At 62.3% G+C, this 15,969-nt stretch carries 15 protein-coding genes; 8 read left to right on the top strand and 7 right to left on the bottom strand.

Going from position 1 to position 15,969, the window contains the following annotated elements:
• Positions 1–222: 222 nt before the first annotated feature.
• Positions 223–1,332, top strand: coding sequence for an alkene reductase (locus tag OKC30_RS14580; RefSeq protein WP_160838535.1), 1,110 nt, complete (start codon positions 223–225; stop codon positions 1,330–1,332).
• Between the two features lie 139 nt (positions 1,333–1,471).
• Positions 1,472–2,458 carry a zinc-binding dehydrogenase gene (locus tag OKC30_RS14575; RefSeq protein WP_160838537.1) on the top strand — a complete coding sequence of 329 codons (987 nt, stop codon included), beginning with the start codon at positions 1,472–1,474 and terminating at the stop codon, positions 2,456–2,458.
• 78 nt (positions 2,459–2,536) lie between these two features.
• Here the strand turns inward: OKC30_RS14575 and OKC30_RS14570 are convergent, their stop codons facing one another.
• Positions 2,537–3,556: an adenosine deaminase gene (locus tag OKC30_RS14570; RefSeq protein WP_103858448.1), complete on the bottom strand. Its 1,020-nt coding sequence runs from the start codon at positions 3,554–3,556 to the stop codon at positions 2,537–2,539.
• Positions 3,557–3,757: 201 nt separating this feature from the next.
• Between OKC30_RS14570 and OKC30_RS14565 the strand changes: the two genes are divergently transcribed.
• From OKC30_RS14565 to OKC30_RS14545, 5 genes are all read left to right on the top strand, one after another.
• Complete coding sequence (locus tag OKC30_RS14565; RefSeq protein WP_010675115.1) at positions 3,758–4,507, top strand: HAD-IIA family hydrolase; 750 nt, start codon at positions 3,758–3,760, stop codon at positions 4,505–4,507.
• Positions 4,508–4,648: 141 nt separating this feature from the next.
• Positions 4,649–5,017, top strand: coding sequence for a cupin domain-containing protein (locus tag OKC30_RS14560; RefSeq protein WP_160838539.1), 369 nt, complete (start codon positions 4,649–4,651; stop codon positions 5,015–5,017).
• A gap of 206 nt (positions 5,018–5,223) precedes the next feature.
• Complete coding sequence (asnB, locus tag OKC30_RS14555) at positions 5,224–6,888, top strand: asparagine synthase B (protein ID WP_160838541.1); 1,665 nt, start codon at positions 5,224–5,226, stop codon at positions 6,886–6,888.
• Positions 6,889–7,272: 384 nt separating this feature from the next.
• The gene (locus tag OKC30_RS14550) at positions 7,273–7,773 is read left to right on the top strand and encodes a thioredoxin family protein (RefSeq protein WP_160837120.1); all 501 of its coding nucleotides are present in this window, start codon (positions 7,273–7,275) and stop codon (positions 7,771–7,773) included.
• Between the two features lie 128 nt (positions 7,774–7,901).
• Complete coding sequence (locus OKC30_RS14545; RefSeq protein WP_039038772.1) at positions 7,902–8,525, top strand: glutathione S-transferase family protein; 624 nt, start codon at positions 7,902–7,904, stop codon at positions 8,523–8,525.
• A gap of 72 nt (positions 8,526–8,597) precedes the next feature.
• Here the strand turns inward: OKC30_RS14545 and maiA are convergent, their stop codons facing one another.
• The 6 genes from maiA to OKC30_RS14515 form a co-directional block, all read right to left on the bottom strand.
• On the bottom strand, positions 8,598–9,236 hold the full coding sequence (gene maiA / locus OKC30_RS14540) for a maleylacetoacetate isomerase (protein ID WP_010675120.1): 639 nt from the start codon (positions 9,234–9,236) through the stop codon (positions 8,598–8,600).
• 69 nt (positions 9,237–9,305) lie between these two features.
• A complete protein-coding gene (locus tag OKC30_RS14535; protein ID WP_160837118.1) occupies positions 9,306–10,304 on the bottom strand; it encodes a fumarylacetoacetate hydrolase family protein in 999 nt (332 codons plus the stop codon).
• Positions 10,305–10,314: 10 nt separating this feature from the next.
• Positions 10,315–11,463 (bottom strand): homogentisate 1,2-dioxygenase, encoded by a 1,149-nt coding sequence (locus tag OKC30_RS14530; RefSeq protein WP_160837116.1) that lies wholly within the window; start codon positions 11,461–11,463, stop codon positions 10,315–10,317.
• Positions 11,456–12,610: a 4-hydroxyphenylpyruvate dioxygenase gene (hppD, locus tag OKC30_RS14525; RefSeq protein ID WP_041214989.1), complete on the bottom strand. Its 1,155-nt coding sequence runs from the start codon at positions 12,608–12,610 to the stop codon at positions 11,456–11,458. Before hppD ends, OKC30_RS14530 begins: the two co-directional genes overlap by 8 nt.
• 239 nt (positions 12,611–12,849) lie before the next feature.
• Positions 12,850–13,503 (bottom strand): HAD family hydrolase, encoded by a 654-nt coding sequence (locus OKC30_RS14520; protein WP_160837114.1) that lies wholly within the window; start codon positions 13,501–13,503, stop codon positions 12,850–12,852.
• Positions 13,500–14,144, bottom strand: a complete 645-nt coding sequence (locus OKC30_RS14515) for a TIGR01621 family pseudouridine synthase (protein ID WP_160837112.1) — start codon at positions 14,142–14,144, stop codon at positions 13,500–13,502. The genes OKC30_RS14520 and OKC30_RS14515 overlap by 4 nt, the downstream gene beginning before the upstream one ends.
• A gap of 88 nt (positions 14,145–14,232) precedes the next feature.
• Here OKC30_RS14515 and OKC30_RS14510 point away from each other — a divergent pair, with 88 nt between their 5' ends.
• Positions 14,233–15,825 carry a GGDEF domain-containing protein gene (locus OKC30_RS14510; RefSeq protein ID WP_010675126.1) on the top strand — a complete coding sequence of 531 codons (1,593 nt, stop codon included), beginning with the start codon at positions 14,233–14,235 and terminating at the stop codon, positions 15,823–15,825.
• The last annotated feature ends 144 nt before the right edge of the window (positions 15,826–15,969 follow it).

Genomic DNA, 15,969 nt, shown 5'->3' with positions numbered 1-15,969 from the left:
GCCAAACCACAGAAGTATGCGACGAGAAAACCTAGTAAAAACAATGCCAGTCAGGCTTAACTGACTGGCATTAGGCCTTTGGCCCTCTTTTTTCTGGCCCGAGCCCGGCCCCTCCCGCGCCATTGCTGCGATAACGGCAATTCTCTTCTGCAATACCCCCTCTTTTTCACAATAACAATCCCCTCTAGAGTCACCTCACTCCCAAAGATTGAGGAATCCATCATGCACCACGATCCCCTGTTCTGCCCCCTTCGCCTCGGCCAGCTGCACCTTGCCAACCGCATCGTCATGCCCCCCATGACCCGCTCCCGCGCCAGCCAGCCCGGGGACGTGGCCAACGCCATGATGGCGACCTACTACGCCCAGCGTGCCGGGGCCGGCCTCATCATCAGCGAAGGCACCCAGATAGATCCCCTGGGCAAGGGCTACGCCTGGACGCCGGGCATCCACAGCGCCGAGCAGGTGGCAGGCTGGAAGCAGGTAACAGACGCGGTCCACGCCGAGGGGGGCATCATGTTCGCCCAGCTCTGGCACGTGGGCCGGGTCACCCATCCTGACAACATCGGCGGCGCCCAGCCCCTCTCCTCCTCCGCCATCCAGGCCAAGGGAGTGAAGGTATTCGTCGACAACGGCAGCGATGCCCCGGGGTTTGTGGAGACCGTCACCCCGCGCGCCATGACCCAGGCCGACATCGACGCCGTGGTGGGGCAGTTTCGCCGGGCCGCCCGCAACGCCATGGAAGCGGGCTTTGACGGCATCGAGTTGCACGCCGCCAACGGCTACCTCATCAACCAGTTCCTCGACTCCGAGTCCAATACCCGCACCGACGGCTATGGCGGTTCGCTCGAAAACCGGCTGCGCTTCCTCAAAGAGGTGACCGAGGCGGTCTGTGACGAGATCGGTCCCGACCGGGTCGGGGTACGCCTTGCGCCGCTCACCACCCTCAACGGCACCGTGGATGCCAACCCCCAGGAGACCTATCTGGCTGCCGCGCGCCTGCTGGGCCAGCTCGGCGTGGTCTATCTGCACGTGGCCGAAGCGGACTGGGACGACGCCCCCCTGATGGCGGAGAGCTTCAAGCAGGGGCTGCGCGACGCCTTCCCCAACACCCTCATCTACGCCGGCAAGTACGATGGGGAGCGCGCCCGCGCCGCCATCGAGGCGGGCTGGGCCGACATGATTGGCTTCGGTCGCCCCTTCGTGGCCAACCCCGACTTGCCGAACCGCCTGCGCCACGGCCATCCGTTCGCTCCCCATGATCCCGCCACCCTGTTTGGCGGCGGCGAGAAAGGGCTGACCGACTACCCCGTCTATGGGGCAGAGCGGGCATAAGGCGGCTGGCGCTTAACCTCTTCCCGGGCGGACCCCACCAGCGTGGGGTCCGCCTTGTTGTCTTGCCAGTGCAACAACAACCCAAGACATTGTTGCGCCATGTGATTCAATCTGCGCCCCTCTCTTTCAAGGAGTCACCATGAACCATACCCAGGCCTGGTGCTGGCACGCCCCCGGCGAACCGGACCAGCTCATCCTCACCCGGCAGACGCTCCCCGCCCCCGGGCCCGACGAGGTCCTCGTCGCCAACCGGATCATCGCCTTCAATCCGGTGGACTGGAAACTCATCGAACAGGGTCATCCCCACTGGCAGCCAGGCCATGTGCCCGGCGTCGATGGCATGGGCACCTTGGTGACACTGGGGGCCAATGTCACCCACCTGCGCCCCGGCACCCGGGTCGCCTATCACACCGACCTGCGCCACGGCGGCAGCTTTGCCCGCCACACCCTGGTGCCGGCTCGCGCCCTGATGCCGGTGCCCGATGCCCTGAGCGACGAGACGGCCGCCGCGCTCCCCTGCCCCGGCCTCACCGCCTGGCAGGCACTGGCCAAGCTGCCGCACCTGCACGGGGAGGCCCTGCTCATCACGGGGGCTGGCAGCAGTGTCGGCCGCTTCGCGGTGCAACTTGCCCTTAAGCAGGGGGCCCGCGTCTTTGCCAGCGCCAGCCCGCGCCACCACCAGTGGCTCAAACAGCTAGGCGTGCAGGGGGTGGCGGACTATCGGGATCCCGACTGGCTGGCCCAGTTGCAGGCCGCCAACGGCGGTGAACCCTTCGAGGGGATCATCGATCTGGTCTCCAGCCAGCAGGCAGAAGCCTTGCTGCCTGCCCTTGGCTATTACGGCCACATGGTGACGGTGCTCGGGCGCATCGCGCGCAACCCGCTGCCCGCCTTTAGCCATTGCCACTCATTGCACGAGATTGCCCTCGGCGCCCAGCACGCCTTTGGCTCGGACAAACAGTGGAGCCGTCTGGTAGCGGCCGGTGTCGCCATGATGGCGCAGATGGCGAGCGGCGAGCTGACCCTGCCGCCGCTGGTGGTGGGCGACTTCGACGCCCTGCCCGCCCTGCTCACCCACGTCAAGCAGGAGGGACAAGGGGAAAAGTATCTGGTGCGGGTGGGTTGATACCCGCCCAACGATGGCACAAAGAGGCCCGCCAGCCATGGCGGGCCTCCTCCATTCAAGGTGTGCAAGGCGGCCTGCTCAGTGCAGGCTCACCCCGTGCAGGGCGGCATGGAGGCGAATGTCCCGGGTCAGACGCACCTTGTCCGCAAGGCTCAGCCAGCTCGCCTCCACGGCATTGAGACTGAGTCGGCACAACTGCTCCTGGCTGGCGCCAAGCCCGTCGGCCAGGGCCTGGAAGTTGGCGTTCATGTAGCCGCCGAAATAGGCGGGATCGTCGGAGTTCACGGTGACGCAGAGCCCCTGCTCCAGCAGCCTTAGCACATTGTGGTGGGCCATCTGGTCAAACACCCTGAGCCGCACGTTGGAGAGGGGGCAGACGGTGAGGGGCAGCCGTGTATCGGCAAGATAGCTCAGCAGCGCGGGATCCTCGACGCAGCGCACCCCGTGATCGATGCGTTGCACCCCGAGCTCCCGGATCGCCTGCCAGATGTAGTCCGCAGGTCCCTCCTCCCCCGCGTGGGCCACCACAGGCAACCCCAGTTCCCTGGCCCGGGCAAAGACCCGGGCAAACTTGCTGGGCGGGTTGCCCTGCTCCCCCGAATCGAGGCCGACCCCGTGCAGGCGCGCCAGGTGCGGCGTGGCCTCTGCCAGGGTGGCGAATGCCGCCTCTTCACTCAGGTGGCGCAGGAAGCTCATGATGAGCCGCCAGCTGATGCCAAAGGCTGCTTCGCCAGCCTGCAACGCCCGCTCGATGCCCCCCAGCACGGTGGCAAAAGGCACGCCGCGGGCGGTGTGGGTCTGGGGGTCGAAGAAGATCTCCACGTGCACCACGTGATCGGCAACGCAGCGCTCGAGATAGGCCCAGGTGAGGTCGAAGAAATCCTGTTCGTGGATGAGCACGCTGGCACCGAGGTAGTAGAGATCGAGGAAGGATTGCAGGCCGTCGAACTCATAGGCGGCGCGCAGGCTGTCGACATCGGGCCAGGGAAGCGCCACCCCGTTGCGCTGGCCGAGGGCGAACATCAGCTCGGGTTCGAGGGTCCCCTCGATATGCAGGTGCAGTTCCAGCTTGGGCAAGCCGGCAATAAAGTGCTCCATGATGACGGCTCCATCGTCAGACTCCGTGCGGGCACCACCGGGGCGGCGCCCTCCCTTCGCCTTCATTGTGCACCCATCTGGCCCACCGGGGGAGACTTGTCATCAAAGGGCCTTATAATGGCGACACAAAAACCATAACCGATTGAAGAGACGAACAGAGGGAGGCCCTGTCCCCGCTCTTGCGCCCTACAAGGAGAATTCATGAAGAAAAACGTCATCTGTGACATTGACGGCGTCATCCTGCACAACAACGATCTCATTCCCGGCGCCGACCGCTTCGTCCACCGCCTGCTGGAGCAGGGCAGCAAGCTCCTGTTCCTCACCAACTACCCGGCCCAGACCCAGAAAGATCTGCAAAACCGCTTCCGCTCCGCCGGAATAGAGGTGCCCGAGGAGTGCTTCTACACCTCCGCCATGGGCACCGCCGACTTTCTCAAGCGCCAGGATGGCAAGAAGGCCTATGTGATCGGTGAAGGGGCCCTGACCCACGAGCTCTATAAAGCCGGCTTCACCATCACCGATATCGACCCGGACTTCGTGGTGGTGGGAGAGACCCGCAACTACAACTGGACCATGATGCAGCAGGGCGCCAAGTTCGTGGATCAGGGGGCCCGCTTCATCGCCACCAACCCCGACACCCACGGCCCCCTGATGTACCCGGCCTGCGGCGCCCTGTGCGCCCCCATCGAGCGGATGACCGGCAAGAAGCCCTTCTATGTCGGCAAGCCGAGCGCCTGGATCATTCGCGCGGCCCTCAACCGGATGGAGGCCCACTCCGACGACACCATCATCATCGGCGACAACCTGCGCACCGACATCCTGGCAGGCTTCCAGGCCGGTCTCGAGACGGTGCTGGTGCTCTCCGGGGTGAGCAAGGTGGCGGACATCGACCGCATGCCGTTTCGGCCAAACCACATCTTTGACTCCGTGGTGGACATCGACATCGTCTGATCCCGGGTGCCGCCCTTCCGGTAGCCTTCAGCCTGCACGGGCCCCCTTGGCAAAGGGGGCCCGTTTCGTTTAACGTAAGCGCAACATCGTTAAACAAACTAAACGGGAGCAGGATGCTCCTTCGCCACTCAAGGACGCACCATGAAGAGCCTGAACGACTGGATCCTGCTGGACAAGCACACTGTCTCCCCCACCCCGATGATGCCCGCCCCCGAGCGCATCAGGGCCGGAACGCCGAGCCAGACGGCATGGAACCACTACTCCGACCCGAGCCAGCAGTTTCACGTGGGCTTCTGGGCTTGCGAGCCGGGCTGCTGGGCCGTTCACTATACCGAACACGAATACTGCCAGATGCTGGAAGGGGAGGCGGTGATCCACGACGAGCAGGGCGGCCGGCTGCACCTCAAACCGGGGGATCAGTTCGTCATTCCCGTCGGTTTTGTCGGGCAGTGGGAGACCCTCACCCCTTGCCGCAAGCTCTATGTGATCTTCGAACCCGCCGCGACTTGACGCGAACGTCAACCCTGACCCTCTCTCTTCAGGCGGCCGAACGGCCGCCATTCCCTGGCGCAACTTGACGCTTACGGCATGATTTTCTGCGGTTTTCCTGCTTGCAAAAGGGTTTTCCGCTAGGCATTGTGATTGGCGAGGAATGTAAATGGAATTTCGAGCCCAAACGTGGGGGGCTCATATAAAAATCAAGAGGATTACCGCCAATGTGTTCTATTTTCGGCATTCTGGACATCAAGACCGACGCCACTGCCCTGCGCAAATCGGCCCTGGAGATGTCCAAGCGACTGCGTCACCGCGGGCCTGACTGGTCCGGCGTCTACAGCTCCGACAAGGCCATCCTGGTGCACGAGCGCCTGGCCATCGTCGATCCGGGCAACGGCGCACAGCCTCTCTACAACCCCGAGCGCACACACGTATTGGCCGTCAACGGCGAGATCTACAACCACAAGGAGCTGGAGAAGAACCTCAAGGTCGACTTCCAGTTCCAGACCCACTCCGACTGTGAAGTGCTGCTGGCCCTCTACAAGGAGAAAGGCCCGGCGTTTCTGGACGATCTGAACGGCATCTTCGCCTTCATCCTCTATGACGCCGAGCAGGATGCCTACCTGATTGGTCGCGACCACATGGGGATCATCCCCCTCTATACCGGCCGCGACGAACACGGCAACTTCTATGTCGCCTCCGAGATGAAGGCCCTGGTGCCCGTGTGCAAGAGCGTCGAGACCTTCCCGCCGGGACACTACCTGTGGAGCAAGGATGGCGAGCTTAAAACTTGGTACAAACGGGACTGGATGGAATACGCGCCGGTCGAGCACAACGTCAGCGACAAGGCCGAGCTCAAAGCGGCACTGGAAGCGGCGGTCAAGCGCCAGCTGATGTGCGACGTGCCCTATGGCGTGCTGCTCTCCGGTGGTCTGGACTCCTCCGTCATCTCCGCCATCACCAAGCTCTATGCCGCCCGCCGGGTGGAAGACGATGGCAAGAGCGAAGCCTGGTGGCCCCAGCTGCACTCCTTCGCCGTCGGCCTGGAAGGGTCGCCGGATCTCGCCGCCGCCCGCAAGGTGGCTGACCATCTGGGCACCATCCACCACCAGATCCACTTCACCGTGCAGGAAGGTCTGGATGCCCTGCGTGACGTCATCTATCACCTCGAGACCTATGACGTCACCACCATCCGCGCCTCCACGCCCATGTATCTGATGGCCCGCTACATCAAGGCGATGGGGATCAAAATGGTGCTCTCCGGCGAAGGCTCCGATGAACTGTTCGGTGGCTATCTCTACTTCCACAAGGCGCCCAACGCTAAAGAGTTCCACGAAGAGAACGTGCGCAAGCTCGCCTCCCTGCACCTCTATGACTGCCTGCGCGCCAACAAGTCCATGGCCGCCTGGGGTGTGGAGGGTCGCGTGCCCTTCCTCGACAAGGAGTTCATGGACGTGGCGATGCGCCTCAATCCCGCCGACAAGATGTGCGGCAAGGGCAAGATCGAGAAGCACATCCTGCGGGAAGCCTTCGAGGATCTGCTGCCCCACGAAGTGGCGTGGCGCCAGAAGGAGCAGTTCTCCGACGGCGTGGGCTACTCCTGGATTGACAGCCTGAAGGCCATGGTCGAGGAAGAGGTGACGGATCAGATGTTCGAGGCCGCGGCCTTCCGCTTCCCCGTCAACACCCCGCTCACCAAGGAGGCGTACTACTATCGCGCCATCTTCGACGAGCACTTCCCGCTGGAGTCCGCCGCCCGCACCGTGCCCTACGGCAAGTCGGTCGCCTGCTCCACTCCCACCGCGCTCGAATGGGATGCCAAGTTCAAGGAGATGGCCGACCCCTCCGGTCGCGCCGTGATGGACGTCCACCAGCAGGGTTACTGATCGCCCCTGACCTGAATACAAAGCCCCTCTCGAGGGCAATGCTGTTCACTTAAGAGAATTTGAGTTCCAGTCCACGTAGTATCAGGACAAAAAAGCGAGGGAGGCATGATGCCTCCCTCTTTCTATTGCAAGCCCCGCTGGATAAAGGCTGGAGGAAGATCGACTGGACACAGCCTTGCCCCCTCAACTCAAATCCAATTTATGAATAATCAGTCAAAAAAGTGCTTATCTGAACAGCATTGCCTCTCGAGGGGCTTTGTTGTTTTCTGCCATTCCATTGCCGCTTTTTGCCTTCCCCTTCCCTGTTTGCGGCTTGGCGCAGGAAACGCCCCGTGTCACATTGTCTGCGCCTGGAAGCAAAGATAACGACACAAGGAAGAGACCATGAAACGACTGTTACTGCCCCTGATGCTGGGCCCCCTCCTTTTCAATGGCGCCGCCTGCGCGGGCGACCACCTCTGGAGTCAGAGCCTGCCCGATTACAGCCAGGGTTATGACGAGACGCGGGATCCGGCCCGCGATCTCGCCGCCGCTACCGCCAAGGCCAGTGCCGAGGGCAAGAAAGTCCTGCTGCTGGTGGGGGGCGAATGGTGCAGCTGGTGCCAGGAGATGAACCGCTTTCTGGACCGGGAACCCGATCTCGCCGGCCAGCTCAACCGCACCTTCGTGGTGGTCAAGGTGAACGTCAGCGAGCAGAACAAGAATGAATCCTTCCTGAAAGCCTACCCCGAGTATCTGGGGGTGCCCCACTTCTACGTGCTGGATGCCAAGGGCAGGCTGCTCGAGTCCTTCAACACCGGGCTGCTGGAGAAGGGGAAGAGTTACGACGGGGAGAAACTCGGCAAATTTATCGCCTATTTCCAGCCCAGGACCACCCACGGCTGACTCGCCAATCAATCAAACAGGGCCCCGCACGGTCAGTGACAGTGCAGGGCCTTGATGGCAGCGCAAACAGGGAAGTGGCATGTCTGCGACAAACAGGCCATCCATCACCCCGGACAAGGACGAAAAAGATGTTGCGAATACTGGGCAAGGCGTCGTCAATCAATGTGCGCAAGGTACTGTGGACCTGTGCCGAGCTGACCCTCCCCTTCGAGCTGGAGGAGTGGGGATCCGGCTTCAAACCCACGGACACCCCGGCGTTTCTGGCGCTCAACCCCAATGCCATGGTGCCCGTCATTCAGGATGAGGATTTTACGCTGTGGGAGTCGAACACCATCATCCGCTACCTGGCGACGCGCCATGGTGCCAATGCACTCTATCCCGCCGAGGCGAGAGCCAGGGCCAGGGTCGATCAATGGATTGACTGGCAGGCATCGGACTTGAACACCGCCTGGCGCTACGCCTTCCTGTCGCTGGTGAGGCGCTCCCCCCAGCATCAAGACCATCAGGCCCTTCACGCAGCTTGCCTGCAGTGGTCTCACTGCATGGAGATCCTGGAGAGACAGCTTCAAACAACCGGAGGATATGTGGCCGGTCCGCACTTCTCGCTGGCAGACATTCCCATCGGGCTGTCAGTCAACCGCTGGCTGGAGACGCCCTATGATCGCCCGTCGCTACCCGCCGTGGACGACTACTATCAGCGACTGAAAGAGCGGCCGGGGTTTCGACGCTATGGGGCCAATGGCACGCCCTGAGGCGAGCAAGATAACCCGGGCAAGGAAAGAGACGGCAGACCGGGCCAACGCGCTGGCCCGGTCTGCACAGCTTCAGGGCTGGGCATCCGGCTGATTGGCGGGGGCGGCCTTGATAAAGGCTTGCAACTGCTCGCAGTTGGCGACGATGCGCGCAATGGTGGGGTAGTCATCCAGGGTCATGTCGAAGCGGCGGGCGTTGTAGACCTGGGGCACCAGCATGCAGTCCGCCAGGGTGACCTCGTTGCCCACGCAATAGATGCCGGCGGTGGTCATGAGAAGCTGCTCCAGCGCGGTGAAGGTCTCGTCAATCCAGTGGCGATACCAGGCATCCCGCGCCATCTTGCTCTGCCCCAGCTCCTGCTCCAGGTAGTGCAGCACGCGCAGGTTGTTGAGGGGGTGGGTGTCACAGGCGATCATGTTGACGATCTGGCGCACCCGGGCACGTTCGATGGGGGCGGAGGGCATCAGGGGGTAGGCGGGATAGGTCTCGTCGAGGTACTCCATGATGGCCACCGACTGACCCAGATGCACGTCATCGTCCACGAGAAACGGCACCAGTCCCTGTGGATTGACCCGGCGGTAGGCCTTCTCCTTCTGCTCACCCTGCCGCAAGTTGACCGGGTGCTGCTCATAATCGAGCCCCTTGAGTTGCAGTACCAAACGCACGCGAAAGCTGGCCGATGAGCGCCAATATCCAAACAACTGCAGCATAGTGTGTCCCTGTGGTGGCAGGTGTCTGCCACCTGCCGTGTCGCCCGCCCCTCCCGGGGTCGGGCTCTCCTAGCTCGCCCGCTCGGCCGTTGCTTGCGTGACCCGCTGCAAAATGGTGCCAAACAGACTCATCCCGTTGCGATCCTGCATCGCGATGGACACTGTATCACCAAAGCGCAGAAAGGGTGTAGTGGCTTGACCTGACTCGATAATTTCCAGCATCCGCCGCTCGGCAAGGCAGGAGGATCCCCGGCTTCTGTCGTAGTTGGAGACGGTGCCCGAGCCGATGATGCAGCCCGCCCCGAGCGGCCTTGTCTTGGCGGCATGGGCAATCAGTTCATCAAAGTTGAAGGTCATGTCCACCCCGGCGTCGGGCTGCCCGAACAGGGCGCCGTTGAGGTGGGTCACCAGGGGCAGGTGGACCTTGCCATCGCGCCAGTCATCCCCCAGCTCGTCCGGGGTGATGGCCACCGGCGAGAAGCTGCTGGAGGGCTTGGACTGGAAGAAGCCGAAGCCCTTGGCAAGCTCCCCGGGAATGAGGTTGCGCAGGCTCACGTCGTTGACCAGCATCAAGAGCTTGATGTGGCTCGCCGCCCCCTGCGAACGGGTGCCCATGGGCACGTCGTCGGTGATGACGGCGACTTCCGACTCGAAGTCGATACCCCACTCCTCGGAGCCCATCACGATGGGGCCACGGGGCGGCAGGAAGCTGTCAGAGCCTCCCTGATACATCAGGGGATCGTGCCAGAAGCTTTCTGGCATGTCGGCGCCGCGCGCTTTGCGCACCAGCTCCACGTGATTGACGTAGGCACTGCCGTCAATCCACTGGTAGGCGCGAGGCAGCGGGGAGAGGCAGGCGGTCTCATCGAAGGGGAAGGCGTCGGGGCAGGCGCCCTCGTTGAGTCGCTGATAAACCTTCGCCAATTGCGGCGCCACTTCGCCCCACTCGTCGAGGGCCGACTGCAGGGTCGGGGCAATGGTCGTCACGTGGACGGCGCGCGCCAGATCGCGGCTCACCACCACCAGGGCGCCGTCGCGCTTGCCATTGTTCAGGGTTGCCAGTTTCATATCGAATTCCTTATTTGCCGAGCGTCTCTGGACGCTGCCAGCTGGTGACATAACCGGGGTGTTCGACCCCTTCGCAGATCGGGCCGACGGCCAGGGCATCCCGGGTGTCGAGCATCACCGCCACCTCGTCGGTGAAGGTCTTGGCATGAGCCAGTCCCGCCGCAAAGGCCTTGGGATGGGGACCATGGGTGAAGCCGGCAGGGTGGAAGGTGACCATGCCCCGCTTGATGTTGTCCCGGCTGAAGAAGTACCCAGCGTGGTAGAAGAGCACTTCGTCGAAGTCGTCGTTGCTGTGGTAGAAGGGCACCCGCAGGGCGCCTGGGTCACTCTCGATGGGACGCGGCACGAAGGTGCAGACCACGAACCGGCTCGCCACGAAGGTGGAGTGAGCCGAGGGAGGCAGGTGGTAGCGGTGGCTCATCAGCGGGCGGATATCCCGCCAGTTGAGGCGCACCACGCACAAGTCCCCGTGCCACCCTTGTGCATCCAGCGGGTTGAACGGCCAGGTGACGACCGAGACCTGATCGTGGCGCTTGATCTGCAGCGACCAGGGGTTTTCATCCTGCTGGGCCAGGAAGCGCTCGTTGATGGCGGGCACGTCCAGGGCCGCCGGATCGAAGATGGCGTGATTGCCCACCAGTCCCTTGTCCGGCAGCTGATAACTGTCTTCCGTCGCCTCTATCATCAGGATGAAGAGGGGCGCGGTGGGCTCGATGCGCCACATGGTGCCACGGGGGATCACCACATAGTCGCCATCTCTCAAGATGAGGTGTCCGTAGTCGCAGTAGAACTCTCCGCTCCCCTCGTGAATGAACAGGAGCTCGTCGCCATCGGCGTTTCGCACCAGAAACGGCATGGGCTCATGCAGGCGCCAGATGCGGTAGCGGCAGTGGGGGTTGCTGAGAATATCCGGCATCACCCAGGGGGAGAGGGAGCTCACCTCCTCCTGCAGATCGTTCAAGTCAAACGCCCGTGGCCGAAGCGGTCCCTCCCAGTTGACCCAGTCGGTGGGAGCATGCTTGTGGTGCATGTGGGTGGCCGGACCGAAGAAGCCCGAGCGCCCCAGCTCGCGCTCATAGATGGCCTGCTCCGGCAGATCGGCATGGGCCTGGCGGGAGTGGGTTCCCTCCCGATGGGGGAAGCTTATCCAGTTACGCATCGCTCGGTTCTCCGTTTTTCTGGCCCTGCGCGGCACTGTTCACCTCCCCTTGCGTGGATCCGTCCAGCACGCCACGGCGGATCTGATCCAGCTCGATGGATTCGAACAATGCCTGGAAGTTGCCCTCACCAAAGCCCTCGTTGCCCTTGCGCTGGATGATCTCGAAGAACACGGGACCGATGACGGTGTCCGTGAAGATCTGCAGCAGGATGCCGTCCTTCGTCGGCGAGCCGTCGATGAGGATGCGCAGCTCTTTCAGCGCCGCCAGATCCTCCTGATGACCCGCCACCCGGCTGTCCACCTTCTCGTAGTAGGTGTCCGGCGTCGGCATGAAGCCGGTTCCCCGCCCTCTGAGCGTGCGGATGGTGTGATAGATGTCGGCAGAGGCGAGCGCGATGTGCTGGATCCCCTCCCCCTTGTACTGGCGCAGGTACTCCTCTATCTGGGACTTGTCGTCCGCCGACTCGTTGATGGGAATGCGAATTTTGCCGCAGGGGGCCGTCATGGCGCGCGAGTGCAGTCCGGTCAGCTTGCCCTCGATGTCGAAGTAGCGGATTTCCCGGAAGTTGCCGATCCGCTCGTAGAAATTCGACCAGAGGTTCATGTTGCCGCGATGGACGTTGTGGGTCAGGTGGTCGATCTCATAGAGCCCCGCGTCCACCTCGGCCATGCGGGCCTGCCAGTCGGGGTAGAAGATAAAGTCCACGTCATAGATGGAGCCCCGCTCGCCATAGCGATCGACAAAGGAGAGGGTACTCTCGCCGATGCCGTAGATGGCGGGGATGTTGAGTTCCATGGGGCCGATTTTGCCCACAAACGGCTTGGCCCCCTGGCCAATGGCGTACTGCTGGGCACGGCCGGCATCGCTCACCCGAAACGCCATGCCGCACACGCTCGGACCATGGGCCCGGGCAAACTCCTCCGCTTGGGAGTGGGGCTCGGCATTGACCACGAAGTTGATGTCCCCCTGGCGATAGAGCCAGCACTGCTTGTGCCTGTGCTTGGCCACTTCGGCAAAGCCCAGTGAGACGAACAGCGCCTTGAGGGCCGCAATGCCCTTGAGATCCGGCGCCGTGTACTCGACAAACTCAAACCCGTCGGTGCCAAGGGGGTTGATGGTGTGAGTACGGGAAGAGGGGGTGGTCATGATGCGCTCCTTGCGATGAACTGATAACGAAACGGTTCACGCCGCAAGGGCTCGACAGGCAGCCCGCACGGCATTTTTAACAACTTGTTTCATTAGAGTGGCGAGCGCAGGGAATGAGAAGGGGCGGCGTTCAGATAGTTTGGCGGGGATCCGCGCCAAAAAATGTAAATGAAATGTGACATCACAGCCCCAACCTTGCACTGCGCTCGTTAGCGTCCCGCAAGGCTGTCAGCTTTGCCTTACAGCGACCAATAACGGGGTTCGATATGGGGCAGCACCGCCCTCGCCTTTAGCAATCGAGTCCTTTGCGGGTTGATGAGCCAGGCTTGCTCCCCCAACGCCAGCAGGGGCAGATCGTGCAGGCTGTCACTCAGGGTGAGTGCGGCCTCCAGGGTCAGGAGCTCGGGCAGCAGCTTGTGCCTGCCATGGCAATAGAAGCGCGGCACTAGGCCGCCGAAACGGTAACCCATCCGCGAGCCGATGATGCGGTGAGGGAGCCTTGGCAGTTGACGATGGAGCTGGGCACGGACCAGGGCGCGGGGACTGGCGGAGATGACCCAGCAGCGGTACCCCTCCCCCGTCAGGAGGGCTCGCGCCTCCCGATACAGACCGGGCCGGGTCAGGCTGTACTGCCGTATCAAGGCGCGCCAGGCCAGGGGGGATAGCCCGAGGGTGATGGTCCACCAGATGAGTGCAATGCCGCGACTGCGCTGACCTGGCAGCAGATAGATCACGGCACCGAACGCCATCAGTGGCCACAGCAGCAGCGGCCAGAGACGGCGGCGCAAGATGAAACGCAGCAACCCCGCATGGCTGTCATCCGGCGCCAGGGTGTCATCGAAGTCGGCCAGGATCCAGCCACGGGCTGGGACTCTCACGGTTGCTGCGCTCATTCGGTGATCTCTGCGATGGCGGCATGCAACTCGGGCAGGAGGAACAGTGTCCCCTCATCGGGCGGACAGACGAGATCGAAACTCTCACCTACCAGGGTGAAGGCGAGGCGCCAGGCGTGCAGATAACCGCGATCCGCCACCGTGCCGCCGTAACGCTCATCCCCGAGGATGGGGGCTCCCACGCTCTTCAAGGCCACCCGGATCTGATGGGTCTTGCCGGTCCGGGGCTTGATGCGATAAAGGCGCAGCCCCTCGCGCACCGAAACGGAGTCGAACCAGCTGATGGCCGGGTTATCCTGGGTGCGGCTCAGCATCCAGCTGCCGCCTCGCCCTTTCTCCATGTCCCCCTTCACCCAGCCCTGCTTCTTCTTCGGCTTGCGATCGGAGAGGGCCAGATACTGCTTGCTCACTTCCCGCGCCGCGAAAGCCATGCTGAGGGCGCGATTCGCTTCGGGGGTGCGGGCCAACAGCACCAACCCAGAGGTCATCTTGTCCAGTCGATGGACCGGATAGAGGTCAAGACCGGTATCCATTCTGACCCGATTGACGAGACCCGGCTCGCCGGCATCATCGTGCATGCCAATGCCCGGACGCTTGTTAATCACCATGAAATCTTTGTGCTGCAATTGTATCCGGTACATGTATAACCCTTTAGAATGTTACTTGTTAACAACTTGAATGCAGGCCTGCAGGCCATCTTCATGGACCCTCAGCACAAGAATCGCACGAATGAAAAAATGCCTGTTTTGGCTGTTGTTGCTTGGCATCACTTGCTTCTCGCCCCTCCAGGCCAGTGAACGGACACGTGATCTGCCGGAGAAGGTGGTATTGCAGTTGCGCTGGCTGCATCAGCCCCAGTTTGTGGGCTATCACATGGCCAAGGCCAAGGGGTATTACGCCGACGCCGGTCTGGATGTCGAGATAAGGCCAGGTGGCAAGGGAATAAGTCCGGTTCAGGAGGTGCTGGCCGGACGCGCCGACTTTGGCGTCGGCAACACCGAGGTGCTGACCCACTACGCCCAGGGCAAGCCGCTGCTGGCGCTGGCCAGCGTCTACCAGCACTCTCCCTCCATCTTCCTGGCACGCCGCGACAGCGGCATTCTCACCGTTGCGGACATGCGTGGCAAACGGATCATGATGTTTCCGGGTCATCAGGATGCCGAACTGCTGGCCACCCTCTACTATCAGGGACTTCACGAGCGCCAGCTCATCCCGGTACCCACTTCGGTCAACATCGACGATCTGATCGCCGGCCGAATAGACATCTTCAACGCCTATCTGAGCAATGAGCCATTCTATCTGGAAGAGCGCGGCATCTCGGTGTCCGTCATCAACCCTCGCAACTACGGCATCGATTTCTACAGCGACATTCTCTTCACCACCCAGGCACAGGAGCGGCTCAATCCGGAGCGGGTGGCACGTTTTCGTGCAGCCAGCCTCAAGGGATGGCGCTATGCCCTCACCCACCCCGAGGAAGCCATCGCCCTGCTGCGCACGGAGTATGGCGTCAACCGCAGCCAGGCCCACATGGAATACGAGTTGCAGATGAGCAAGGAGATGATCCAGCCGCTCTATGTGGAGATCGGGTATATGAATCCGGATCGCTTCGCTCACATCATGCAGCAGCTGGTGGAGATAGGCCTCCTTGCCAAACCGGTCTCCCTGACCCGTTTTCTCTATCAGGTTCCCTCAGAACAGTGGAGCTTCTGGCGTCCATGGTTCCTGCTGAGCCTGGGTGTTGGTGGTCTCATCCTGCTGCTCTCCCTCTATCTTCTGATGAGCAACAAGCGGCTCAACCAGGAAGTGGCCCTGCGCAAGCAGCGAGAGCAGGAGATACTGCAACTGGCCCGCCTCGATCCCCTTACCGGGCTGCCCAATCGCCTGAGCCTGATGGAGCAGTTGAAACACCAGGTGCAAAGCGACAATCCGGGCTGCCTGCTGTTTTGCGATCTCAATGACTTCAAGCGCATCAACGACAACTTCGGCCACAGCCAGGGGGATGCCATCCTCTGCCAGCTGGCCCGACGGATCCACGACGCCATCGGCCACCAGTGCTATTTTGCCCGCTTGGCGGGGGACGAGTTCATCCTGCTGCTGCCGGGCTACGATATCCGTCAGGCAGAGGAGGTCACCGCCGTGATCCGCCAGGCCATGCAGGCCCCCTTCGTGGTCAATGACCAGCCGATGCAGGTGGGCATCAGCATCGGCGTCAGCCACTACCAGCATGACTGGAGCCCGGAGCAGTGGCTCATCCAGGCCGACAGGGCCATGTATTGTGACAAGGGCGGCCGCGTCATCACGCTGGCGGAGCAGTCCGGCTGACTGGTTCATCTCCCGGCACACAGAGCCGATACCCCCATGAAACCAATAACAGGAAGGCCACCCCAGGGGTGCAATGCTGTTCAGATAAGCACATTTTTGACTAATTATTCATAAATGCGACTTGAGTTGGGGGAGCAAGGCTGT

Source organism: Aeromonas sp. QDB18 (assembly GCF_027705325.1).
GTDB lineage: Bacteria > Pseudomonadota > Gammaproteobacteria > Enterobacterales > Aeromonadaceae > Aeromonas > Aeromonas caviae.
Note: the sequence above shows the minus strand (reverse complement) of the source record. Positions and strands in the feature narration are given on the sequence as shown.